This is a genomic window from Vreelandella massiliensis (assembly GCF_900155385.1).
Classification (GTDB): Bacteria; Pseudomonadota; Gammaproteobacteria; order Pseudomonadales; family Halomonadaceae; genus Vreelandella; species Vreelandella massiliensis.
Map to the genome: position 1 here is coordinate 18,175 of NZ_LT699746.1, position 22,426 is coordinate 40,600.

The window sequence follows — 22,426 nt, forward strand, 5'->3', positions numbered from 1 at the left end:
TTTGATTATGAAAACCAAGATGATACGCACCGACAAGTGGCCGCTGCAAGCCACCCCACACCAGCAACAGTTGATGCGGAATACACGGGAGGAATACCGTGCGTTTTGTCGGGCGTTATCGGTCGTGGTGTTAAATAACTGGCCTACCTTGCAACAAGCACCCAGCTTTGCGGCAGCGGTCGAGCGGTTGATTCATCCCACCCAAAAGAACCCATCCCCTCGCCATCACTATTTTGCTCAACGGTTCTACAAGTTCCCGTCATATCTACGCCGCGCGGCTATCGAGTTTGTGAAAGGGCAAGTGTCCAGTTATCTCACTCGCTACCGCGAATGGCAGAGCGGACAGCGAAAGCGCCGGGATGCTAATCCACCGCGTTTTAATCCGGTTGCTGGCTGCTATCCGGTGATGTATCGCGGGCAACTGGTCAAGTTTGATGCGAACTTCACCACGGCCAGCCTGAAGTTGTGGGACGGCAAGGAGTGGCTGTGGCACAACGTCTCCATCAAGGCGGTGCGCAAGCGTCACCTTCTAGGCGCTGTGAAATCGCCCACATTGGTACTCAATCGGCACTGCCATTTGGCGGTGCCGGTGGAAATAACACCTGAACGGCTCCCCGATCAACGGCGCGTGTGCGCCGTGGATGTCGGGATCAATACGCTGGCCACGGCCAGCATCGTTTCATCCAACGGCACTGTCGCCGCGAGGCGGTTCTTCCACCCCGCAGCGGACATAGACCGTCGTGATAAACGCGCCGCGATCATTCGTGGCAAAGCGCGCAAGTCCGGCAAGCTATCAAAAGGCTTTGGTCGCCAGTGGTACCGGAAGGTGCAGCGTATTAACGACAACATGGCGCAGCAGGTATCACGCCAACTGGTAGATTTTGCCTTGGCCGCTGGCGCTGATGTCATCGTGCTGGAAGACCTGAAAGGCTGGCGCCCGAAGGCCGGTAAGAAACGTTCAGGTTTGCGCCAGCGCTTCCACCAATGGCTGCATCGGCGCCTCGCCACACTGGTCGAGCAGAAGATGCGCGAGGCCGGTGGCAGGGTTGTTTACGTCTATGCGCGCGGCACATCATCCTGGGCGTTTGATGGCTCTGGGCGCGTAACGCGCGATAAGAAACAGTATGAACGTGCGACGTTTCCCAACGGCAAACACTATAACGCCGATCTTAACGCCAGCTACAACATTGGTGCCCGTTACTGGGCATGGAAACACAAACTGACCCGCCGAAAGGACGGGCAGGTGTCAGGTGGCAAACGCTCCCCTGGCTCACCGAGGACGCCGGTTATTACGCTCTCCACGTTGTGGCGGAGCGATGAAGCCCCGAATCAATGCGCCGCATGATTCGTGGGTGCGTTCACGAAAGGCTGGATACGCCAAGAGTTAAGATCGTTCATCACGCCACTTACCCACGGCTAGGCTGATAGCGGCATACAGGACGGCAGAGCCAATGCCTAATGGGATGATGCCTAATAATCGGGCTAGGCCGGTCGCTTGGTGGTAGCTGTTTGTGCCATTCGCACTTCCTATCGGCAAACCCAACAACACCATGATGCCAAAAGAGATCAAGAGGCCGACAAAGACAAGCAATGCCAGCCAGCCCTTTACGCGATTCCACCGGCTTTTATAGCTTTTCACTGGCACTCCTATAGACGCTTTTGGTAGTTCGCAATCGTCAGCCCCAGCATGACAGACGACAACATCATGCCTAGCGGAATCAACAAGGGATTGAGCGCAAGAGGCAATAGAAAGGCGATCAGCGTAATCTGTCCAATCAGAAATACCCCCCGAACCCCATAGCGGCTAACCACAGGTGAAGCATAATCGAAGTTCGTCTGTTTGATCTTCCAGCGCATGACACCATCGAAAATCGCCGGAACCAACAAAATCAACAGGTAAGGCGCCCATAAAAGTGCCATCGCCACGCGGGCATACACCTGATAGATCACCCGCATCATCGCGGCCAAGCGGTCTTCGGCCCACGCAAATATCGAGGTGCCCAAGTCTTCCATGCCACGGCTTTCTGTCCTTTGTTCTAGCGAGGGGATAACGTGGCTGTGCATCGCCTCATAAGCACCGGACTCGATCATCGACGTGTCATACCAGCGCTGAGCGGTATCGTGAATCCACTGCTGCGTTTCAGTGCCTAACACCCGCTGCACTTTCACGGCTTCTTTTTCGATTACTTGTTCTGTCCATTCACCAGGCACCAGCGTCAGAATCAGTAGCAGCTGCACGGCAAAGATGATCAAAATAGTGCCAAACGATAACTTCATGGCGGCCTCTCCTTTTAATGGTCATCCGAAATCAAAATCGGGAGGCGGCCTTTGATCAGCTTGCCGCCGCTGATATTACCGATGAACTCCAAGTTGGGGAGCATTCCCAATAGCTGCGGTGGGAAAAGCTCGCTTTCTTCTTCCATGAGGCGTTCACCCTGGTTGCCACCATGAAGTACCGGCTCGTCACCGTGGGTATTTTGGCCCTGAGTACGCATGACGTATTGCACCCGCGTTGTGGGGAAGCCTTTGACGATATATTCCTGCGTATCGGCGTCTTTAACGCGCAGCGCCAGCGTGTTGTTGATGTTGCCAAGCACCTGAAGCGCTTTGTCCTGACTTCCCATGCGAGCGGCAAAATCAGCAAACGTCTGCGTTGCCACAAAGAGGCGGAACTTCGATCCGCGCCCCTTGTTCAGTAGCGTAATAAGAGAATCCGAAATCACTTCGGCGGCTTCATCGACAAACAGATTGACCGGCTTGTTATTGACCCCGTAGTTGTAGCGATCCCCTGCTACGGCGGTCAGATCAGCCAAGAACATCGAGCCGATGGCGCTGGCCACGACATTATCCGTTAGAGAGTCCAGTCCAATGTACGCCACCATTGCTTCGTTGATGATCTTGCCGGTGTCCAGAATCTGACGGGTATCGTCGATGTCTTCATAGTCAGGCGACAGCATCTTGCCCAGCTCGCCACTGGTGAGCATGTTCATAATCGGCAGGAGGTTGGCGACCATCTTGCTGAAGTGGGTGCCATCGTGCTCAAACATGGATAACAGCCCTTCCAGCTCGGTGCTGGGTTTTTCGGGCTGCACTTCTTCATAGTAAAACCGCGTCAGCATGAGAGCGCGTTGCTCAACCGTGCCTTTTTTGGCTTTATCGAGATAGGCTTTCGCCGTGGATTCCCAGCCGTCCATATTCGCGTCACAGTGCGCCGTGATGGCTTTAATGACCAGACCAGCCGCCCCACCTTCCAGAAAGCGGCGTAGACGCACTAACGTTGGACGCTCATAGGCAATCATTAACCCTTGAGCAATGTTGTTTAGCGCTTGCCAGCCAAACGCGGTGAATGGGTCAGCGCCCGACTCCGATGGTATGAGCGCGGCGATCCGCGAGGCGATTTCCGTCACTCGCGTAAAATTGCGTAGAGGATCAATACGCACGGAGTCTTCAGGGAAGCCAGGGTGGAATGTCACCATCCTATCCGGCTGCCCTAATGCTTCACACGCCCGACGTGCATTGTCACGCAGTTCACGATCCCCTTTAGGGTCGATGATGATAACGGACTCGCCACGCAGAACCGCTTGACTGATCAATACATCGAACATCCGCGTGTTGTGCGTTGTGATGTAGTTATCCGTGACGTAAAGATGGTCAGGATGATCAATATAAAGGCATTGAGTCTGCGTTTTGCGCGCAAACGTAATGGCTTTGACTTTGATTCGCGGCGAAAAAATGGGCGCATCCAGCAGCGGCAACGCATTAAGGGCATTCCGTAATCGAGAGGTGCTGACAAACTGGTGCAAGCGAGGATGCTGGATTGATAAAACAGGCTGTTTCTCGTTTTCGCTGGTTGATAACCAGGCGGCACCGCCCAACGACCAAACAAGGGTTTGTGCCAGGGTGGCGACATCATCATTCTGGCAAGGCAGCCTCAACTCGCCGTTTTTGACCTGCCCTGCCGTATCGAGGATACCTGACAGCATCGCAGTGCGTTGGGCAATACTGCCTTTTAGGACGATTTCAGCATCATCCAGCGGCCAGGGGGTGTCTTCGGGGCAACATGCCGGAAGCGGCACGCAAATTTCGGTGGTAGTGCTATCGGGTTGGTGCTCTAGGTCTGTGTGGCGCGACAACGTTTGAATGAGCTCATTATCATCGCAGTCGACCGTCAGTTGTGACCCACATTGGCTTAGGCTCGTATTCAGCATCATCAAGCTACCCACCAGATACGGCTCCATGAGCGTATCCACGGGCATTTGTTCGACCGCCTCGGTTAGCGGAAGAAAGCATCGAGCACCGGCCACCATCCGTTTGCGCAAACAGTGGGTACTGATAATTTCTGCGTCGCCCTCGCTATCTCCATAAACAGGCCACAAGTGTTCGGCACAGGCTTGGGTGGTGCGACCATCGGCCAGGGTAATATCAAAAACAGACTTCCACCCTTGCGGATAAATCCCCGCCACGGTAGCGGTTCCCCCGCTTGGCACCGTAACGCTGTCGCCCTCTTTTACCTCCCCCATACGGCGCCAGCCTTGGAGCGTATGAACCTTGGCATCAAGCGGTTGGCATTTTCCGCTGCCGGTGGTGCCCACGATCAACGTGTGCCCTTCGGCATGTTTCAGGGGTTGATAGAGTTTTTCTTCTTTGGGTTCAACGCCATGAATCCAGGTCTGCCCAATGGGGGCTTCCGTATTTTTGGAGACGCGACGACGATCAAACTGCTCCGTAATCGACCAATCACGTTTGAGGATTTCAAAAGCCCGCTGACAATGGCGCTGCTCCCAATGAAAGCCATAACCTAGCCACATTTCATTTGTGCGCTTGGCAATGAGCTTTTGGAGTTCTGGCAGTTTGAGGAATGCAAGATCACGCCCGCCTAAGTGCTTCTGAAGACGCGAGAGCTTTACGGCTTTAGGGATATGGCGCATTGCCATCACGCCGCAAATACCCATCATCCAGTAAAACGGCTGGGGCGGCATCGCACTCAGCATATTAACGCCATACGACACACCAGCCGCCCCCGCCCAAGACGTGCTGATGTAAAGTTCGTAGTTAGGCCGCCAGGGCATTTCGTAATTAACATCCATTACTGATCTCCTGCTTTTTCATCGCTTGATTCGTCGATTGGCTTCACGAAGATTTGTCGATTGCGCCGCTCAATACCGTTTGCCTGTCCACTTCGCCGCATTTCTCGCTTGATAGCGGCGGGCGTCAGCGCGGGGTTTTCCTCACGAATATTCCCCAGCACGACATCGCTGATACGGCGCATATCGCCTTCGTGATGCAGCGTGGCGGTCAGCCAGCGGCCTCGCCCTCGACGCATCTGGTTGGCCAGCTCTTTCACCGCGTCTTCAGTGGTTTGAATACTGCTTGTTGGTAGGTCGTCGTCCTGCTCGTCGGTGACGGTTTCGGTTTGTTGTGCAGGCTTTGCGGTATCGGCTTTGCCAGGTGTCTGCGTGACCGCTTCATCCCGCCACCAAGACGCTTGACTGTCTTCACCAGCGGTAGCTTCATGGGAGGCTGGGGGTGTTTTAGCGCCCTTTGGCGCGGAGCTAGGCTTACTGGCCGCTTTACTCGCAGTCTTCACGGGCGCTTGGTGGTGACTGCTCTTAGACTGAGTTGCCTGATAAGCCGCCGTTTTGCGCAGCGTTTTGATTAAACGCCTGACGGGCTTGCCATCGAGTGTTAGCCAATCAGAGGTAGTGGGTTCTGAAGACAGGAAATCCGTTTTCTGTAGCGCCAGCACAGCATTGTCATGGCTTAACCCCAGCGCTCTCGCTACGTTCGGCACGTTCACGCACACAGCGTCGTCAGTGGTGACATCCACCCGTTCCCCCAGCGAACGTTTTTGATTGTCCAGCCCATCAAGCATCGCCTCGATCAATTCGGGATGCTGAGGCAGGCGTGGCTTGGTCTTTTTCTTAGGGGAGTTGAGGGAGCGCTTTTTAGGCGTCTGCTGCGCATGGGGTTTCTTTGCCTTGCTCGCCCGCGTCGGCATCAAGGCGTCACGGCGAGGCAGCGAGGTTTCCGTTTTCGCCGCCTCAGTCGCATCACTGCTATGCAGGTCGCGTGATTGTGTCAATGGCGAGCTACCCACCCCAGCCGCCCGTTCAGCGCTATCTTGCTTGCCAAGACGAGTCGCCAATGACGAAGAACGCCGGTTGGGCACATTGGCTTGCTTGCGTGATTTAGCGGGTTTGTTGTCCGGTTTGGCTGCCGCTGTACGCGGTGTCTTGTGGTTGCTTTCGTCACCTTCCGCACGTTTCGCCGTCGTCGCCGAGGCTTGGTCATTGTCGGCTTGGCGGGTTGATTTTGACGTTGCCTTGTCCTGGTCGCGGTCTTTGCCTGTGCTTTCGTGGCTGTGTTTCGTTGATGGCGATGGGGTATCCGCTTGCTGAGAGGCCCGTGTTGTTTCACTGGCTGCTGGATCAGCGGGCTCGTCGAATGGCTCGGACGTTTCATCGTTGTCATGCGACGGCGAAGTGGCGCGAGATAAATTTGCCATCAGCCCGCCAAGCGCGGGGGTGCTTTCGGTCGCGGGCGCTGGTGGGGCTTCCTCGTCTTCCTCGACTAATGCCGCGTATTCGTCCACGTCAGCGTCGTCTTCCATATCGAGTTCGATGCTGTCTGGTGCATCACTCTCGACTTCCGGCAGCTCCACCGCTGTCGATTCCGGTTCGTCGGAGGGTGACGTTGCCGCCGTGGGTGTAGCGGTATCCGCCTGTGGCGTTGTTGGAGTGGTATCACCTGCGTCCGATTGGGTTGGCGAATCTGAAGTCACCGCTGGGGTATTTTCAGCGTTGCCGTCACGGTGCTTCGCGGCACCTGCCTTCTTCGCCGCCTTGGTTTGGCGCTTCCGGCGGTTGGGAGTGTCATCAAGGGGTTTACCCAAAGGCCGTTTAAGCAGTTGTTGCCGTCCTGCACCCAGGGGTGAAGCCGTGGCGCTATCCGCGTCCTCTCGGCTCTCACTATCACGGGCGCTGGCATCATGCTTGTCGACTGATTCACTTTCCGTTTCGTCAGTCGACGCTGTTGTTGCGGGTGTTTCGCTGCCCGTCTCCGGCTCTTGCGCGTCCGGCTCGCCGGACTGCTCTACTTCAGTGTCCGTGGCGTCTTGCTCACTATCGGCGGGGCGGTGAGCTTCGGTATGGCCGTTGGTTTCTTCGTCGGGCGCTTGGGCATCTTCTGTTGCCGCGCTTTCCGCATGATCATCTGACTCGGCAGTGTCCGTTTCGCCCTCGCAGGCTTGTCTGCCCTCGTCTTGGTCAGCATTTTCATCATCGGGATGCACAATCTCGATGCCATCCCAGCTAGGCGGCGGCGCCACGCTGCTGTAAAGCAAATCGACCGGCACTTTAAGGGCGAGGAAGTCGATCTTTCCGATGCCGTTGCCTATGTTGATACCGTCAATTTTGACATGCCAATACGGCAGCAAATCGACGCTATCGTTATCACTCACCACCCGCTGCCCCTCTGCAAGCTCCCGCTCCAACAGGATTTCGGCCAGGGATTCCGGCGATTGTGGGATGCCTGGTATTTTGTCTTTAGCCAAGCGCTGGGTAATTTGCTTCACGGCGGGACGCCAGTTGATATAAACCCCGTCTTCCCCGATCCACAGCACGGCCCCAGCGGTATTCGCCTTCCATTCACCATCCGCTACCAGTGAGCGCATGGCACTGATGATGTAGCGCTCAGCGGCCACCCCAACGGCATGTTGATCAACGTGTCCAATATGTTGCTCTCGCAAGTCTTTTTCGACGCTGTTGCTGTCGGCCTGAATAATCAGCTTGCTTAGCGGTGTAGTGACGGAGAGCCCCGTTAGCGCGTCCATCAACGCTTCCGGCACCTCTTTCCCCGCCTCTTGCATGTACCCTTTCATATCAACGGTCATTAGCTGATACAGCGCATGAGGCGTATGACGTTCATGCCGACCGTGACGATTGGCTGTCCAGCGCAGGTGATAGCGCTCGATCCCTAGCCGTGTCGCCCACTCGTAGATCGTGGGGTCGGTAAAGGTATTCCACTCATGCTTTCCGTCTGGTGTGACAACGGTGACATCCGAGATCGGCTTACCCGCATCGTGGAACAACCCGCCCAAAAACGACGCCATACGCCAGCGCGGTTCCAGTGCTTTTGTCGCGCTTGGATATGATTGCCGCGTGAACACCACCGCTTCCGATGCCCGTGCAGCGTAAAAGCCCACTTCTAAACTGTGCCGAAACAAGCCTCCGGCACCGCGATGGTGATGGTTTTCCGACGCGGGCAGTAAGTGGACATATTCAGCAAAGCGGCTGATCACGGGCAAAACCAGCGTGTCGAACTCGTCGCCCAGCGCCAGCCCCTTGCGAATATCCGCAATCAGTGCGGATTGCGTTTCCATGATCTTGTCCGCACTCGCCACCGGCAGCCCCCGTGCAAACGGGGGATAGCGTGGTATGTCGCTCTCGAAATCATCAATGGGGTGCGCTTTCGCCGCCGATGGCGCAAAACGCTTTAAGAGTTTGGTGACAAAGCCCATATCGCCTCCTTTCCCCCTAGTTTTTCACGACTTTTCCTCGCTCCTTGTAGCTAAAGGCTTAATTTTTGGCTGTTCAGCAGCCCTCGATGTTGGGTGATGCCTCATAAACTGGCGAGAACGAGGTGTCTGCGCTGTCGCGCAGCCCATGTTCGTCAATGCAACAGGAGGAAAGCGTCGCCGCTTTGTGACTATGAAGATCAACATGATTGATGATCAGCGCGTCTTGATTGAGCTGGAATCTCCACAGGAAACAGCAGCACTTTGGGCCATTTCAGGACGGATTGGCGGGAACAACACAACGCTGCGAGGGCTGTTTTCGTCTCACCCAAGCGCGCCAGAAAGAACGGTTGGCTTTTATGAAGCCTTAACCCCAATCATCGCGTCGCAAATTGCCCAACGCGAAAGCCGTGATTTTCGACGCTACCCCATGACGATTAGGCATCTCCTGGAAGGGATGTATCAGACCAAGTTAAACGGACGAATCGAGCTCAACCACTCGGAAGGCAATCAAATGATGGGAGGATGTTATGGCTGTTAGAAAACTGCTTGGCATGACGGCAATCAGTCTGGCGGTAGCGGGTTGTTCAACCATGAGCACGGAAAATCGACTCTCTGATGTGCCGGAGCGGCCTTCAAGCGATTGGTTGCAAGAAAACTATCCGCTCTACAAGACTGCCGCCGTGGAGTACCCCACCACGTTAAATGTGAGTCGCTACCACCAACTCAAAGCACACATGGAAAAGCTCGCGCCCGCCGTGGAGCGCGGGCACCGCATTACACGCGGTTTGACGCTCTCGTTTAGCAACGCCAGCCAAGGCGGCGCTGCGATGCGACAGCCAGGCTACGTCCATGTCGTCAATTCGGACTTCAATACCTTGCGTAAGCGGATGCAGGATTTAAGCGACGAAGCAATGGCCCGCCACCTTGTCGATACTGCCGGACTGTCCGAAGTCGAGGCGGAAGACGCGATCCAAGCGCTCAAGTCGATGGAACCCAGCCGAAACCGTCACGCCCGCGACTGGCTTACGTCCGATCCGCAAGGGTATTCCATGTATGAGATTTCGCGCTGGACACGCTTTTGCGATGGGGGAAGCGGCATGGATGAAGCCGATTGGCGCTTTGTGACCGACGAAGGCCGCAGCAATGCGCCTGACCTCATTACCTACTGCGATATGCCAAGCCATGATTACTACGACTACCTACGTGCCTGGGAGCGCTTCTGTGAAATGGACGGCGCCACGCAGCGGGATTTAAGCATTGTGCGCGATTCGGTCAGACCGAAAAGCACCGTAAGCGACTGCAAAGCCTTGAACCTTTAATCAGGGAGCGCCCTCGGCAACGGGGGCGTTGTTCGGATGAATAAGCACTTATCGGGTCTTAAAGCACGCTTATCACACGCTGGCGCTCGCCCATCCCACAAAACGAGTGAGCAACACAGCCACGGTCGAGCGGCAAAATGGCGCCTCACGCCGCTCAATATCGCCATCGTGGGGTCGGCGGGTGCATTGGCCGCATTTATCGGATTGGACATGCTTCAGTCCGAACGCCAAATGACTGATACCGGCGTTGCGGTGCCACAGGCAGAACTTGGGCTAGAGCCCGAAGAAAAAGCCGACTTTGAGAAACTTCTTGTTGAAGCCCAGGATAACGCTGACCGCTATTACGAACAGGGTGTTGCAAGTGAGCTTTCGTTTTTCTCCCCTGAGAGTTTAGAGACAAATAAGCGCAACCTGTCAGTCGGTGAACTGACTGAAGATGTCAGTCGAGAAATTGCCTTTGGTGAGATTGGATCGGCGCCCATCGTCTATGTGCAGGAAGAAAAAAGCGACGAATCCCAGAGTCTTTCCGAGCAAATAGACACCCTATACAAGCGTGTGTCGCGCCTGTTAGGCAGTCACCAGCAAGGCGCCATTCGTCCGGTTGCAATGGAAGCCTCGATGGAAATGGCTTCATGGCAGCTACGAGCCGGTGTGGGGGAAGCTCCCCTTTCCTCAACAGAAATGGAGCGCCAGCAGATTGCGTTTCTATCCAGCGGTCGCCTGAAAGAATTGGCGATTACGCTTGGCGACCGCGTACATGATGTTTGGCAGCCGCCAGAGAACCGCTTTGTGCCCGATGGCGCATTGCTATCCGTGGTGGTTGGTGACGATAAGCGGATTGAATCACTGGCGGTTGAGCACTCCACAGGTCGTACCGCTTATGACCAGAGCGTTATCGAAGCACTGCACCAAGCGGCACCCTTTTACGAAATCAACGAACTTCAGCCTTGGCTGCAAGATACCGTAGAAACCCTGCTTTTCAGTTTCGGGCGTCCACCGGCAAGTCCTGAAGACTTCCGCCGGAGCCAGCAAGTCGGCGAGCATGTTTTTCCCTTTGAGGGCACACAAGACGATAACCGCACAACGGTCGATTACCTTAACGCCGACTATTTCGAGGAAATGTTTGACGACATCGAGCGCGAACTGACGGTGCTCAATGCGTCACGTTGGAATGGCCAGCTCGAAAACGACGCGGAAATCTTAGTCGAAGTGAGCCTGCCCCTCGGCGTTGTCGTGGACGTGCAAGTACAACGTGGTAGTGGTGACTTATCCTTTGATCGGCTAGTGATGCAAGCCGTCGATAATGCGTCGCCCTTCCGTGGTATCCGCCACTTACCAGAGTTTGAACAGCAAAATTTCGATCAATTCATCATTCATGCCCACCCCGACGGCCTGCGTTAAAGGAGAGCAACCGATGTGGAAACGCAAGAAGCCACCTCAGCGTTCGACCGCTGAGGTGCTGGAAGACCTACCGCACGATGCGGAAGCTCTAAGAGAATTGCAGCGTGTTATTCAGCTAGAAAAGGTCGATCAATGGATGGGACAAATGCAGCAGGAACAGCGACGCACAAGGCGAGTGAGTAACTTCTTTCGCTTTGGCCTGCTAACGCTGTTTGCAGCCGGTGTCGCCAACACGTCTTACCTGATCTGTGCCCAAAAAATTACGCTCAAATATCGTCTTATCACGTATCGGGATTTCTAAAAGACACGATATAGCGATAAACACTCGTAAGGGTTGGTTATCTTTACGTGACTCCCCGGACTTTGAGGCTAGTCCATAGGCAGGTATCATCAGCTAGCCAGTGGACAAAGCCGAGAGCTAGAGGATGAACAAGAAGGAAACCACCCGCGCGCGTATTCGTGAAGCTGCCTGGGCACTGTTCGCTGAGCACTCCTTTGCCTCCACCACCACTCGCGAGATCGCCCGTCGCGCTAACGTCGCCGATGGTACGGTGTTCAGTCACTATCCTAATAAGATCGATATCCTGCGAGAAGGCATGGAAGAGCAGCTTAGCCGCATTGCCGATACGTTCCTCGCCAACTGGTCAGGCGGCAGCGAGCGTGAGGCATTAATCGAGCTGGCTTCCTCTTTCTATGGCTATTACTTCGAACATGTCGCCTTGAGCCGCAGCCTTCTGAAAGAAGTGCTTTGGGATCTTGATCATTTCCGGAACTTCGACGACTCCCTGCTGCTACGCATCTTGAGTGCGACAACGGCGAATGACGCTATCCGCACGCGCCTCATCGAAGATAGCTACTTCATGACGCTTGTCCGTCACCTTAGCCACGAGGAGCCGTGCCAAGAGGCCGCCATCAACGACTTCCGAGCCAGGCTCACACTTTTACTACCCACCAGCTGACCCCACTGCCAGCAGCTTGCTAGGCCTCGCTTTGGAGGACACCAGAGAGTAGCTCCTTGAATTTATGAGCGCGCTCAATTTATAATTGAGCACGCTCATAAATGGAGGGGCTCTCATGCGCAAGATCCTTACGAAAACCATCGGCTACCTGATTGGCCTGCCCTTCATCGTGTTATTCTGCTACGTCATCGGCCCCATCGTCGGTCTAGCACTGGGGTTCAGCGGATTGTTTATGCTGACCCTGCTCGCAGGGCGACAGGGTATACAGGCCTTCTATCGGGGCATGATATTGGGAAGGGGTCCTGGCGACCTTCCGGCGGCTGAAAAACAAGTTCAAGGCCACCAGGTGAAGTGATCCCCCTGGCACTACACTGGAGGCAGGCGACGTGCCTGCAGGAGAGGGAGAGGCCCTGATCAACCTAACAGGGCCAGCCCTTTTCCACCTTGATATGGCAATTCAGGACGAGAAAGAAGCGACTGCCTGACAGCGAAATCAGGAGTCGGTTGCACGGTGGGCTTCCGTCCTCCTTGGCGGCGCCCGCCTTGCGGAGCGCATCCATCTCAAGGCGGTGCCCTGCTCCGCCGTCGAGACCCGCGCATAGCCGATCAGTGCCATGGATCGCCTTTTTGTCCGTTAATCTATTGTCCGGCAACCCGTCAAACAAGACTGTTCTCGGACATTGTCCGGCCTCAGCCTGGCGATAACTTTACGATCTGGCTGTAAGTAAATCAGCGAATAACCCAAGAGCCTGCGGCATAGCGGGCTTTTTTGTATCTGTGGAGAAAACCCCACCAGTACTGATGTGCCAGCAACATCTTGATGTGTTTATTAAGGTATACCTTTAACGCTGGCGCCAATGATCCGCTGACAGACGCGCACGTAGGCATGATCAACGTCGACAGCCAGATTGAACCCTCCGACGATTCATTCAACGAATATAATCGCGGATTCTTATCACTCTCACGCGCGCTGTTGCCAGAGCGTAGAGAGCGAGACCGGGGTTCGCGGTGTATGAGTCGACATCTGCGATCTCATACGGGCGGTAGCCTTGCGGCCACGCCCCTGAAAAAACACATGGCCTCGGGCAGCGATGTTATAAGCAGCGTTAAGATCGGCGTGATAGCGCTTGCCAGAGCTAAACGTGCACTGGCTGTAGTTGCCCTTATCGCGCTTTACCGGCCCTGATCCGTCAAACGCTTGGCGGGACGTGCCACGGGCATAGACCGCGACACAACGCAGCCCTATCTCGACGGCCTTGCTATGGATTCGCGCTACTAGCTGACGATGAAACCAGCGGTGAAACCGCGCCTTCATCGGTGTCCGTTTTTTACCCGCTTTAGGCCGCCAGCCCTTCAGGTTTTCTACCGCGATCGCCTGGCAACCATGGTTGAGCGCCATGTTCACCAGTTGTCGACTGATCTGGTGAGCCTGGTTATCGGCGAGACGGGTCAGCCGCTGGTGGTCGCGGCGGCAAAAGCCAGGGGGTAAGCGGCTACCGTGGCGCGTGTGCTTTTTAGCGGCCTGGCGAATGCGGGCCATTAGTCGATACTCCCGGTCTTTATCCGTGCGCGAGATAAAGCCTCGCGCATGGACAGTGCCTTGAGCATCAACCACCGCCCAGGTGGCCGCTGTATTAATGCCTACATCCACTGCTAGCACACGATCAGGGGGAGTGGTTGATCGCTTCGGTGGCTCGAATTGCTCAGGCAACGATAGTTGCCACTGTCGTCCGTTATTGGTCAGCAGTGGCGACTTGGCCTTGCCTTTGCCTCGAAACCGGCAAGTGCCTTTCAGCCTAAACCCCATCCAAAGCCAGTCGTTGCGCTGACGCACCTTGATAAAGGCATAGGTGGCATCGGCGTTGAGCTTGGCGCACTGCCCGCCGTAAAGGCTGGGAAAGGTCTTCGTGCTAGCTGTTAAGCGCGGAGGTTTCGCGTGCGGGTGCTTGCGCCGGCCACATCGCCACTGGTCAAATCGCGTGACGAAAGAGCGGACTTGGCCCACTGCATCCATGATTGCTACGCGGCGAAGATAGGAAGGAAATTTGTAGTAGCGGTTGGCAAAGTATGTATAGCGTACATGCGGGCGCTTGGCGGTTGAATGAATCAGCGCCTCAATTATCTTTACTGCTTCGTTTCCCTGCGAGGCCCCCACCGTCGGCCAGTGGGTATAAGCCACCGTCATCAGATCGCGCACCAGCCGCCGATACAGCGCCAGCGTATTCAGCAGTGCCTGTTGTTGTTCGGCACTGGTGACCTGAAGGGTGAGGATGTCAGAGCGGATAATCGGCATACGGAAACTATATATCCAACCAGCAGCATAAACAAGCAAGGCTAACGCCTTGCCCCGCCTTGACTGACGATCCATTCAAAGAATCGAGTCGCAGAATGCGGCAGTTTTTTGCTCAATCAAATGGTGGTGTCAGCGCTACGCAGATCATTTCCGGCGTTCGTCGTGCGCTCGATAATGACACCACCCAGGCAGTTGTGCTCAATATCAACTCACCTGGCGGCAGCCAGACGGAATCGCAGCGAGTCTTCCATGCCCTGCAAGATTTTCGGGATCGCCATGACGTGCCGATTGTGAGCTATATCGGCGACATGGGAGCGTCAGGGGCTTACTACATTGCAGCGGGCACCGATACCATCTATGCCTCACCGTCCAGCATTGTCGGCTCTATTGGCGTCATCAGTGCCAGCTTTGGCTTTACGGAGGCCATGAAAGACCTCGGCATCGAGCGCCGTGTTTATTCGGCAGGCGAAAATAAAGCCATGCTCGATCCGTTTTTACCCGAAGACGAGCAAACCACCGAGCGATTTTCTGCGTTGATCAGCAATGTGCATGATCAGTTTATTGGGGATGTGCTGGAAGGTCGGGGTGAGGCATTGGCAGGCACGCCTTACGACGACGTAGTGTTTTCCGGTGCGGTATGGAGCGGCGAACAAGCCGTGGGTATGGGGCTTGTCGACGAAACCCTAATGCTGGAAAGCCTGTTTGATCGGCTATTGCCCACAGACAACGGTTTTCCCAAGGTGCGGAACTATAGCGTGAAAGGCAATGCCTTTGAGCGCTTTATGCGTCGGCTACCAAGCGCGATCATGGGCGCACTATCCACTTCTGGACAGAGTGGCGAGTCAATTGTGATGCGCTACTGAGTCAGCGCCCGCCTAGCGGCCTTGTCTGGCACAGGCGGGCAAATGCTGTTTAGCTCGCTTAATCAGGTAGCTGGGGCCACTTACCGCCCCACTCCATGATGCGCTTTATCGTGGCTTCTGGCGCGTCGTGTGAGAACTCCCCCCAATAGCGGGCCGTGTATCGGGCCGTTCCGTCCATCCCTGTATCAATGCACTGAATGAATGCAAAGAGCTTTCCTTGCGACTGCGATAGCACGCACTTGCATAGGTCGTCGGCTTCGTCATAAATCATCTGATTCACTTGTACGCGCATTTCTTCTCCTTTGGCATCCATTCAGAGGGTAATGTGTGGTGAAAATATACCAGAATCACCGCCCTGCTTCTCCTTAACGGCTAAAAAACGTAGTAAGGGAACAGCATTATTCCCAGCGAAAAGCCAATTAAGGTCAGTCTTAAACGGGCAGCATGGTGCGCCGTGTCATATCGTGTTATAGCACCCTCTTATGGGGCGCTTCCGACGATACGGTGTTGTTACGTTGTCAGAACACGCGAGATTACACTCACAACTCCTTTCCTTAGCCTTGCGCGCCAGCGCCACCCATGAGTCCGCCTTTTAGTGCGTTAGAGGCCATTTGGTCACTTGGGTTACCCGCCATTTCACGGAACATCCCCATAGAGCCTAGAAGTGCGCTCGATTCGTAGGGCACAAACACACGCTCGCCCTCTTTGGCCATGTCGGGGAGCGTCTTGATGTAGGTTTGTCCGAGCAGGTAGCCCACCACGGTCTCTTTATTCTTCTCGGAATCCCCGAGTGCTTCCAGCACCAATTTGATGGACTCCTGCTCGCCTTGGGCGCGGAGAATGGCCGACTCTTTATCACCCTCCGCGTTCAAGATGGCGGACTCGCGCTGCCCTTGTGCTTGAGCAATGGCCGCAGCCTTGTCACCCTCAGCCTCGGTCACGGTCGCACGACGCTTGCGCTCAGCAGCCATTTGCAAGCGCATGGCATTTTCGACTTCCTCCGGCATTTGAATATCCTGTAGCTCCACGCGGTTAATCTTGATCCCCCACTTAGAGGCGGGCTCTTCCATTGCCTGTTGAATATCCGCATTGACTTCGGAACGGCTGGCAAAGAGTTTATCGAGCTCCATTTGCCCCACCACGCTACGCAGCGATGTTTTTGCCAGGGTTTCAACCGCCTGGGACATATTCTCCACCTGGTAGACGGCGTTTTCCGGCTTAACGATGGTGTAGTAGAGTGCGCCATCAATTTGGACAGTTACGTTGTCAATGGTCACGACCGGCTGGCCCGGAAAATCCATCACTGTCTCCCTCCGATCAATGCGCGTCTCTTCCTTGGTCTGAGGGATGAACTCCCCTTCCACGCGCTTGTAGCGTGTCATCGTGATGGGGCGGGGTTTGTCGATGAACGGGATGATGATATTCACCCCGCTTTCAAGCACCCGATTGAAGGAGCCCAGGCGCTCGATCACCACGGATTCGGATTGCTGGACGATGACCAATCCCTTTACGATGATAAGAATGGCTATAATCGCGACGATGCCGCTCAATATTAGGCCGGCGCCGATCGTTTGTTCCATGTCGTACTCCTTTCCGTTAGTTAGTCTCTTAGTTTTGAGGGCGTACCTTCGCGGTCGTACCGTCGAAGTGATCGAAAATAACGCGATCACCGGCTTGCAAGTTGTCATCAGTGGAGAGTGCATCAACCCGTTCGGCACGAAAGAAATCGCCGTGGATTTTGATGCCAAGGGCATGGTCAAAATCACGCTCGACAATCTCAAAGAGCTTGCCGTTTTCCGCGCCAGCGCCCACCGACCCATAATCAATCCCAGCGGGTGAAAAGTGCGGGCGTATCACCTTGATGGTGACAGGCACGAAGATAGCGCCACTGACGCCTAACGCGACCAACTGCCCGACAAGGCCGATATTAAAGTAGGCAACACCGGCGGTTAAAAAGGCCGCCAGCGCCAGCGCGAGCAGTAACACGGTGCCTGTCATCAGTTCGGCCAGTACCAAGCACAAGCCAATCAATATCCACCAAAAATGCGCTTCCAGCATCCTGTCGCTCCTTATTTGAGCCTGGGGCGACCACCATCGGCAACCGCCCCAACGCGCGCTATAGCTGAGAGCTTTCCCGCTGTGCTTTTTCTTGCCGCTGTTGCTCCATCCCAAGCTGATACTGACGCGAGAAATCCTCGCTGTGATAGCTCAGTGTCATGGTAAAACTCATGTGCGGAGCGTTTGCTTCAATCGTGACCCCATCCTCACGGAACGTCGCTACCTTGTTGCCCACGAACGGGGCTTGCTCGCCGACCATCGGGTATTGATTTGCGAGCATTTGGCGTAGGTCGTTGTAGCGATTCTTATGCAGCGAGAGAACAACACTAGTAAGCGTGTTGTCCTGATCGAAAATGAACAGCGCTTCTTGAAGCCCGTCCAGCCCCAATCCTGTGCCCGCGCTAGCGATCATCGGACCATTCGACCATTTATTGATGCCCTTACTCTGCAGGGACGTTTTACCCGATAGCTCGGTTCGTGCTTCTTCCAGGGTGGTCTCCCCCACGGATAGGCCAAACGGCCCTGGCCCAGCCTGGGCCATCATCGGCACCAATGCGAGTGCCACACACAGCCAACGTCGTGTTTTACCCATCTTCTTTTCTCCTTTTGGGTGGGTACAGCCAGGCGGACCCCATGCCCGCCATGTTCAGCCAGCGCCGCTGGCGCCAGCAAAAAATCAGTATTTAATCGGTCGATGCAGAGCGCTCGTCGCCAAGCCATTTTACCGCTTGGCACCAGCCACCACAGGGCTTCCCCCGCTGACCCTCGGCGTGGCAGGTGAACCGCGCACGGTGTTTAACGGCATAGGCAAAGTTGCGCTGCGTATACAAGCTCACAGACGCCTCACTGCCCTTCTGCGCCGCGCAGCCGGTACACACAGGGACACCCTGCGCTAAAGCGTCGTGAATCTCTTGAGAGGATAGTGATGGGCGCTCGATGGGCGCATAGCTTAAACAGGTAACGCCCGCACCTGGATCTGTTACCCATCCGCCTTCCGGCCAAGGCTTGCCGTCTTTGGTTTCGTTCATCCCCTCCACCACTTGGAAGGTCGATAGGTGACGGCAGAACTCGCAGAGCAGCCCAAATAGTTCGCACCATTCGCCGGGATCGGGGTAATACGGTAGGCGAGCGGTATCCATCGCAATCTCCAACTCCTAGAAAGCCTTGAGCAGACGGTTATCCGCGACGGCCTGACGCGCAAAGCGCCCAAAGGAGCGCTGATGCCGCGATCAGAAAGCGGTTAACGCACGACGCTCTTGCATCTTCCCCTCGACCGTCTCGGCGCGGCCTCTTTGCATCGGGTTTATCTCAATTATGTCGAAATCTTCGGCATCGACGGGCCTATCTTCATCCCAGTGCGCCAACAGTACATTAGGGGCGAAGCTGGCGCGGGGAACACATGCGACGAGCTTAACCCGCGTTTCCTGCAAAGCCCAGCGCTCCCCCGTCGCTTCTACGTCACCCACCCCATAAGGCATGTCCAGTTCCGTATCGGGGTGCGCTTGGTACACCCAAAACCACGGTGAAATCAGTATGGTAAACCCCAGGGCGGCAAAACAGTGTGCTGGTGTCGGTGCAAGGCATAGGCGCGGCAGGTCGGGCAGCGCCGTGTCAGTTGAGTGCGGCGAGCACGGTGAAAGCGTTATCCAGTTATCGGTAATGAGTCGGTATTTCTCCATCAAAGCCCGCGTAGTCGACGGGGTTCGGCGCACCGTAGTTAGGGTCTTGAGCAGCTTGCTGCGGTGTCGGTTGGCCGCCACGCTGATAGCCCTTTTGCGGCGCAGGTTGCTGTGGCTGACCTTGTGCCTGGGGCTGTGGTGCCGGTTGCTGCGAAGCGGGCGCCTGATAGCCTTGTTGCTGGCCTTGTGGCGGGTAGCCCCCTTGCTGGTTCTGGTTCTGGTTCTGGTTCTGGTTCTGGTTCTGGTTCTGGTTCTGCTGTTGACCGTTGCCGCTAGGGGAGCCAAGCATCTGCATATCGTTGCCGACAATCTCAGTGGTATAACGATCCTGGCCGTTTTGATCCTGCCATTTACGGGTTTGCAGTCGCCCCTCTATATAGACTTGAGCGCCTTTTCTAAGGTACTGCTGGGCAATTTCGGCGGTTTTATTAAAAAGCACGACGCGGTGCCATTCGGTACGATCTTGCCGCTGCCCTGTCTGCCTGTCAGTCCAGCTATCCGTTGTCGCAAGATTGAGGTTTGCAACGGCCATGCCTTGCGGTGTGGCCCGTACTTCTGGGTCTTGGCCAAGTCTGCCGATAAGCGTGACGCGGTTCACCCCTTTGCTCATAATGAAGCCCTCCTTTTGGAGTCATTGGTTTATGGTTCAGAAAATGAAGCGATAGCCAACCTGCGAAAACCCAAGATCAGGGTTATCGTCAATCGCGTACTGCTGGGTGTAGTTAAGGAACAGAACGCCACTGGACAGCCCTTTAGGCGCTACCATGAAACCCGCCATGACGCTTGCGTAGTTACCGTCTAAGCGATCCACTTCATCGTGATAGCTGCGCCCTGCCCCTATGCCGCCATTAAGCAATAGCCGGTCTTGAGGGGTGAGGCTCAAGTACCCTTGAAGGTCGAGGCCATACGAGGTGTTGTGGCTTTCTTGGCGGTGGTGAACCCCAATGCTAAATTGCTGGCGCTCGCCAAAATGCACACCACTCGACACCATGCCCACCCCTTTTTCGTCGTCACCGTTATAGCCGCCGCTTACGGCAAAATAGCGAAAATTAGGTTCAGGCATTGCATCCGCGTCTGACAGGGTATCCCCCGATGCCAGCGCCACCGCTGGGGCGACCAATGCCGCGAGCATCGTGATGCGTAAATGGCCTGCGAGCTGCATGAAGTGTCTCCTTCGTTAGAGGCTGCGTTCCGTTAATTTATGATCAAGCTATCACGGCTTCTGAATCGACCAAGCGCGTCAGATATGCTTTTCAAAGCGTGTTCTATGAGTCGTAGGGGTGAACCCAAAAGGTGACGGCCATGCTGCTTGTACTGCTTGGCTCACTGGAAGATTTAGCACCACAACTGTCATTCACGACATAGCTGGAACCGAATAGATCAATGAGGTTGGAAGCGGCTTTGGCAGGCTCCGTTGAAAAGTCGCCGTGCATACAGAAGTAGGTGCCACCATCTTGCGTACTGAAATCCCAAGACGTCCCGGTTGGCATATACGGTGGTTTCACAAAATGCTCAATCGGCGCGGTAGGGCTAAAGACTTCGTTGTACCAAAACCCGATCAAATCGCCGTCAGCGTTGTAATCGTTTTGCCTGACCATCGTGGTGCCCGCTCGACGGTAGGCTTTGTACCCTTCATCCAAATGCAAAAACGTCGTTTCTAGTCGCTCTTGCCACTCCGCGACACGAACCGCTGAAGGATTGAGGTATGTCACAGAGGCCGTGGCCACCATCGCCATGAGCGCGATGGACATGACCGTGAGTATCAGGTGGAACATGCCGCCCTCCTACCGCGTCTTGAGTCGATCAGACCGGCTAAGGCGGCGCATCATCCTGCCAGCAGGATCAAAAAAGTAGCTCAGGACTGAAAAGGCAGCCGCCGACCACCACAGGATCAACGTCGCGTGGCTATTATCGGTCAGCAGCGTCATGTAGAGCGCTATTAGCACCGATAACGCAGCGGCTATGGCGTCAAGATGGCGACGCCATTGGAAAAAGCGTTTGAGCATCGTCATAACCCCCTTTTGTAGCAACGTGCCGAAATCTTACGGCGCGGTGCGCCAGCGCTATGCAGCTGAGAGGGCTTTTTTTATGCGGTTGCCGCGTATTTCAGCGGCGGAAGGAGGGGGTAGCCGCTTGTCGGCGCAAGCGGCTTTATGGTCGGCGAGACGTGGCTGCTAAAGCACTTGTGTCGTCATTTGCAGCATGGGGAGGATCGTGAGCGCGAACATAAGCAAGCCGGATGCTAGCAGGAATAGCGCACTGATCCCTTGCAATATCGGCACCAGCGACGCCATGCGTGCCGCGTATAAATCACGATATTGAGTGGAAATAGCCGCCATTGCATCGCTGACCTGTGAGCGGTCGAGTGAAGCGCCAAGCGAAGCGCGATCCGTTGCTTCCAGCGAAGTAAATTGCTCGTACCAAGGCTGGCCACGTTTAACGGCCTTGTTGGCGTCGACAAAGTTTTTTCTCAGTGCCCCGCGCTCGGTATTGTCCGCCATGAGCTCAAGCGCCCTCTCCATTGAGACGCCATTTTGAACCAACAGCGACAGCGCGTAGAAAGCGATGAAGTTTTGCCGCGCCAGCACCATTTCTTTGTAGTAAGGGATTTTCAGAATTAGGTTGTCGACGAGCACGGGCGCGACTTTGCGGCCCACGGTGCCCATCAACACGAACACCATAAAAATGGTGAACAATACGGCCATGACATAGCCCACGCCATAGCTAAAGGTCACGGTGGTTTGCATCGTTTCATCCTGCTCTTGGCCCGCCATGCTCATTAGCGGCGAATCCAAGATATAGGGCAGAAAGCCAAAAATAGTCGCCAGGATAAAGAGCAGCGCCACGACGAAGGCCCCTGCCGCTTGCCAGATACCCCGCCCCGACTCTTTACGGACGGTGTGCATGGTGCGCTCAAAATCCATCGCATTGCGGATGGCTTCATGGCTGGCGCCCGTATATGACCCCGCTTGGATCATCGCCACGGTGGCGGGTGGCACCACCTTGCGGCCAAGGTGCTGAAACGCATCGGTCATGTTATCGCCCAGCTCCATGCGATCCAGCAAACGTCCTGCTACCGCGCTTGGTGCGCCGGAAAACGTGGCTTTCAGCAGCCCTAGCGCCTTTCCCGCACTCACGCCGGACGCCAGCATCGCCGCTAGGCGGGATAGAAATGCTTGGCGGTCGCCATAGGACATTCCACGCCTAAACGGTTTACTTTCCCCTTTATTAGTCAGCGAAATAATGCGGCCTAGCCGGTTTGCCCGCTTACGCGCTATTACGTCATTCGGGGCTTCGATTTGGGTTTTGCTTACCTGTTGCTTCTTGGTGGACGCG

The 22,426-nt window shown here is 55.4% G+C and carries 24 protein-coding genes; 8 read left to right on the plus strand and 16 right to left on the minus strand.

What is annotated here, in order from left to right:
• Positions 1–7 precede the first annotated feature (7 nt).
• Positions 8–1,345 carry an RNA-guided endonuclease TnpB family protein gene (locus BQ9846_RS14610; protein ID WP_075881785.1) on the plus strand — a complete coding sequence of 446 codons (1,338 nt, stop codon included), beginning with the start codon at positions 8–10 and terminating at the stop codon, positions 1,343–1,345.
• A gap of 39 nt (positions 1,346–1,384) precedes the next feature.
• Here the strand turns inward: BQ9846_RS14610 and BQ9846_RS14615 are convergent, their stop codons facing one another.
• Genes BQ9846_RS14615 through mobH form a run of 4 tightly spaced genes read right to left on the minus strand, consistent with a single transcriptional unit; the run spans position 1,385 to position 8,518 of the window.
• Complete coding sequence (locus BQ9846_RS14615) at positions 1,385–1,639, minus strand: hypothetical protein (protein ID WP_075881786.1); 255 nt, start codon at positions 1,637–1,639, stop codon at positions 1,385–1,387.
• Positions 1,640–1,647: 8 nt separating this feature from the next.
• A complete protein-coding gene (locus BQ9846_RS14620; RefSeq protein ID WP_075881787.1) occupies positions 1,648–2,277 on the minus strand; it encodes an IncC plasmid conjugative DNA transfer DtrJ family protein in 630 nt (209 codons plus the stop codon).
• 14 nt (positions 2,278–2,291) lie between these two features.
• Positions 2,292–5,087 (minus strand): conjugative transfer system coupling protein TraD, encoded by a 2,796-nt coding sequence (gene traD, locus BQ9846_RS17350; RefSeq protein WP_328585374.1) that lies wholly within the window; start codon positions 5,085–5,087, stop codon positions 2,292–2,294.
• Positions 5,087–8,518: a MobH family relaxase gene (gene mobH, locus BQ9846_RS14630; RefSeq protein WP_075881788.1), complete on the minus strand. Its 3,432-nt coding sequence runs from the start codon at positions 8,516–8,518 to the stop codon at positions 5,087–5,089. The genes traD and mobH overlap by 1 nt, the downstream gene beginning before the upstream one ends.
• Positions 8,519–8,663: 145 nt before the next feature.
• Between mobH and BQ9846_RS14635 the strand changes: the two genes are divergently transcribed.
• From BQ9846_RS14635 to BQ9846_RS14660, 6 genes are all read left to right on the plus strand, one after another.
• On the plus strand, positions 8,664–9,056 hold the full coding sequence (locus BQ9846_RS14635) for a hypothetical protein (RefSeq protein ID WP_144049459.1): 393 nt from the start codon (positions 8,664–8,666) through the stop codon (positions 9,054–9,056).
• Positions 9,046–9,837, plus strand: coding sequence for a hypothetical protein (locus tag BQ9846_RS14640; RefSeq protein WP_075881790.1), 792 nt, complete (start codon positions 9,046–9,048; stop codon positions 9,835–9,837). Before BQ9846_RS14635 ends, BQ9846_RS14640 begins: the two co-directional genes overlap by 11 nt.
• A gap of 210 nt (positions 9,838–10,047) precedes the next feature.
• Complete coding sequence (locus tag BQ9846_RS14645; protein ID WP_210433211.1) at positions 10,048–11,238, plus strand: TonB C-terminal domain-containing protein; 1,191 nt, start codon at positions 10,048–10,050, stop codon at positions 11,236–11,238.
• A 13-nt stretch (positions 11,239–11,251) separates the two neighbouring features.
• Positions 11,252–11,539, plus strand: a complete 288-nt coding sequence (locus BQ9846_RS14650) for a hypothetical protein (protein WP_075881792.1) — start codon at positions 11,252–11,254, stop codon at positions 11,537–11,539.
• 124 nt (positions 11,540–11,663) lie between these two features.
• Positions 11,664–12,197 carry a TetR/AcrR family transcriptional regulator gene (locus tag BQ9846_RS14655; protein WP_075881793.1) on the plus strand — a complete coding sequence of 178 codons (534 nt, stop codon included), beginning with the start codon at positions 11,664–11,666 and terminating at the stop codon, positions 12,195–12,197.
• A 115-nt stretch (positions 12,198–12,312) separates the two neighbouring features.
• Positions 12,313–12,552 (plus strand): hypothetical protein, encoded by a 240-nt coding sequence (locus tag BQ9846_RS14660; protein ID WP_075881794.1) that lies wholly within the window; start codon positions 12,313–12,315, stop codon positions 12,550–12,552.
• 606 nt (positions 12,553–13,158) lie between these two features.
• Here BQ9846_RS14660 and BQ9846_RS14665 read toward each other — a convergent pair.
• The gene (locus tag BQ9846_RS14665) at positions 13,159–14,490 is read right to left on the minus strand and encodes an IS200/IS605 family accessory protein TnpB-related protein (protein WP_075881795.1); all 1,332 of its coding nucleotides are present in this window, start codon (positions 14,488–14,490) and stop codon (positions 13,159–13,161) included.
• A 95-nt stretch (positions 14,491–14,585) separates the two neighbouring features.
• On the opposite strand from BQ9846_RS14665, the gene BQ9846_RS14670 reads away from it, so the two are divergent.
• Positions 14,586–15,353, plus strand: a complete 768-nt coding sequence (locus BQ9846_RS14670; RefSeq protein WP_075881796.1) for a S49 family peptidase — start codon at positions 14,586–14,588, stop codon at positions 15,351–15,353.
• Positions 15,354–15,411: 58 nt separating this feature from the next.
• Here the strand turns inward: BQ9846_RS14670 and BQ9846_RS14675 are convergent, their stop codons facing one another.
• From BQ9846_RS14675 to BQ9846_RS14725, 11 genes are all read right to left on the minus strand, one after another.
• Positions 15,412–15,645, minus strand: coding sequence for a hypothetical protein (locus tag BQ9846_RS14675; protein WP_075881797.1), 234 nt, complete (start codon positions 15,643–15,645; stop codon positions 15,412–15,414).
• 262 nt (positions 15,646–15,907) lie between these two features.
• Positions 15,908–16,933, minus strand: coding sequence for an SPFH domain-containing protein (locus BQ9846_RS14680; protein WP_075881798.1), 1,026 nt, complete (start codon positions 16,931–16,933; stop codon positions 15,908–15,910).
• A 28-nt stretch (positions 16,934–16,961) separates the two neighbouring features.
• On the minus strand, positions 16,962–17,411 hold the full coding sequence (locus BQ9846_RS14685) for an NfeD family protein (RefSeq protein WP_075881799.1): 450 nt from the start codon (positions 17,409–17,411) through the stop codon (positions 16,962–16,964).
• 58 nt (positions 17,412–17,469) lie between these two features.
• The gene (locus BQ9846_RS14690) at positions 17,470–18,003 is read right to left on the minus strand and encodes a hypothetical protein (protein WP_075881800.1); all 534 of its coding nucleotides are present in this window, start codon (positions 18,001–18,003) and stop codon (positions 17,470–17,472) included.
• Between the two features lie 91 nt (positions 18,004–18,094).
• Positions 18,095–18,550, minus strand: coding sequence for a hypothetical protein (locus BQ9846_RS14695; RefSeq protein WP_075881801.1), 456 nt, complete (start codon positions 18,548–18,550; stop codon positions 18,095–18,097).
• A gap of 90 nt (positions 18,551–18,640) precedes the next feature.
• Entirely contained in the window at positions 18,641–19,090 is a 450-nt protein-coding gene (locus BQ9846_RS16605; RefSeq protein WP_144049460.1) for a hypothetical protein, read from the minus strand.
• A complete protein-coding gene (locus BQ9846_RS14705; RefSeq protein WP_075881803.1) occupies positions 19,062–19,700 on the minus strand; it encodes a single-stranded DNA-binding protein in 639 nt (212 codons plus the stop codon). Before BQ9846_RS14705 ends, BQ9846_RS16605 begins: the two co-directional genes overlap by 29 nt.
• A 36-nt stretch (positions 19,701–19,736) precedes the next feature.
• The gene (locus tag BQ9846_RS14710; RefSeq protein WP_075881804.1) at positions 19,737–20,252 is read right to left on the minus strand and encodes a hypothetical protein; all 516 of its coding nucleotides are present in this window, start codon (positions 20,250–20,252) and stop codon (positions 19,737–19,739) included.
• A 103-nt stretch (positions 20,253–20,355) separates the two neighbouring features.
• Positions 20,356–20,865 (minus strand): hypothetical protein, encoded by a 510-nt coding sequence (locus BQ9846_RS14715; RefSeq protein ID WP_075881805.1) that lies wholly within the window; start codon positions 20,863–20,865, stop codon positions 20,356–20,358.
• A gap of 9 nt (positions 20,866–20,874) precedes the next feature.
• The gene (locus BQ9846_RS14720; RefSeq protein ID WP_075881806.1) at positions 20,875–21,096 is read right to left on the minus strand and encodes a hypothetical protein; all 222 of its coding nucleotides are present in this window, start codon (positions 21,094–21,096) and stop codon (positions 20,875–20,877) included.
• A gap of 168 nt (positions 21,097–21,264) precedes the next feature.
• Positions 21,265–22,287, minus strand: a complete 1,023-nt coding sequence (locus tag BQ9846_RS14725; protein ID WP_159437936.1) for a type II secretion system F family protein — start codon at positions 22,285–22,287, stop codon at positions 21,265–21,267.
• Positions 22,288–22,426: the final 139 nt, after the last annotated feature.

What these genes read in the sequence shown, in the direction of transcription:
- BQ9846_RS14610 (WP_075881785.1), top strand. Translation starts at nt 8, where the DNA reads ATGAAAACCAAGATGATACGCACCGACAAGTGGCCGCTGCAAGCCACC.
- BQ9846_RS14620 (WP_075881787.1), bottom strand. Translation starts at nt 2,277, where the DNA reads ATGAAGTTATCGTTTGGCACTATTTTGATCATCTTTGCCGTGCAGCTG.
- traD (WP_328585374.1), bottom strand. Translation starts at nt 5,087, where the DNA reads ATGGATGTTAATTACGAAATGCCCTGGCGGCCTAACTACGAACTTTAC.
- mobH (WP_075881788.1), bottom strand. Translation starts at nt 8,518, where the DNA reads ATGGGCTTTGTCACCAAACTCTTAAAGCGTTTTGCGCCATCGGCGGCG.
- BQ9846_RS14635 (WP_144049459.1), top strand. Translation starts at nt 8,664, where the DNA reads ATGTTCGTCAATGCAACAGGAGGAAAGCGTCGCCGCTTTGTGACTATG.
- BQ9846_RS14640 (WP_075881790.1), top strand. Translation starts at nt 9,046, where the DNA reads ATGGCTGTTAGAAAACTGCTTGGCATGACGGCAATCAGTCTGGCGGTA.
- BQ9846_RS14645 (WP_210433211.1), top strand. Translation starts at nt 10,048, where the DNA reads ATGCTTCAGTCCGAACGCCAAATGACTGATACCGGCGTTGCGGTGCCA.
- BQ9846_RS14650 (WP_075881792.1), top strand. Translation starts at nt 11,252, where the DNA reads ATGTGGAAACGCAAGAAGCCACCTCAGCGTTCGACCGCTGAGGTGCTG.
- BQ9846_RS14655 (WP_075881793.1), top strand. Translation starts at nt 11,664, where the DNA reads ATGAACAAGAAGGAAACCACCCGCGCGCGTATTCGTGAAGCTGCCTGG.
- BQ9846_RS14660 (WP_075881794.1), top strand. Translation starts at nt 12,313, where the DNA reads ATGCGCAAGATCCTTACGAAAACCATCGGCTACCTGATTGGCCTGCCC.
- BQ9846_RS14665 (WP_075881795.1), bottom strand. Translation starts at nt 14,490, where the DNA reads ATGCCGATTATCCGCTCTGACATCCTCACCCTTCAGGTCACCAGTGCC.
- BQ9846_RS14670 (WP_075881796.1), top strand. Translation starts at nt 14,586, where the DNA reads ATGCGGCAGTTTTTTGCTCAATCAAATGGTGGTGTCAGCGCTACGCAG.
- BQ9846_RS14675 (WP_075881797.1), bottom strand. Translation starts at nt 15,645, where the DNA reads ATGCGCGTACAAGTGAATCAGATGATTTATGACGAAGCCGACGACCTA.
- BQ9846_RS14680 (WP_075881798.1), bottom strand. Translation starts at nt 16,933, where the DNA reads ATGGAACAAACGATCGGCGCCGGCCTAATATTGAGCGGCATCGTCGCG.
- BQ9846_RS14685 (WP_075881799.1), bottom strand. Translation starts at nt 17,411, where the DNA reads ATGCTGGAAGCGCATTTTTGGTGGATATTGATTGGCTTGTGCTTGGTA.
- BQ9846_RS14690 (WP_075881800.1), bottom strand. Translation starts at nt 18,003, where the DNA reads ATGGGTAAAACACGACGTTGGCTGTGTGTGGCACTCGCATTGGTGCCG.
- BQ9846_RS14695 (WP_075881801.1), bottom strand. Translation starts at nt 18,550, where the DNA reads ATGGATACCGCTCGCCTACCGTATTACCCCGATCCCGGCGAATGGTGC.
- BQ9846_RS16605 (WP_144049460.1), bottom strand. Translation starts at nt 19,090, where the DNA reads ATGGAGAAATACCGACTCATTACCGATAACTGGATAACGCTTTCACCG.
- BQ9846_RS14705 (WP_075881803.1), bottom strand. Translation starts at nt 19,700, where the DNA reads ATGAGCAAAGGGGTGAACCGCGTCACGCTTATCGGCAGACTTGGCCAA.
- BQ9846_RS14710 (WP_075881804.1), bottom strand. Translation starts at nt 20,252, where the DNA reads ATGCAGCTCGCAGGCCATTTACGCATCACGATGCTCGCGGCATTGGTC.
- BQ9846_RS14715 (WP_075881805.1), bottom strand. Translation starts at nt 20,865, where the DNA reads ATGTTCCACCTGATACTCACGGTCATGTCCATCGCGCTCATGGCGATG.
- BQ9846_RS14720 (WP_075881806.1), bottom strand. Translation starts at nt 21,096, where the DNA reads ATGCTCAAACGCTTTTTCCAATGGCGTCGCCATCTTGACGCCATAGCC.
- BQ9846_RS14725 (WP_159437936.1), bottom strand. Translation starts at nt 22,287, where the DNA reads ATGTCCTATGGCGACCGCCAAGCATTTCTATCCCGCCTAGCGGCGATG.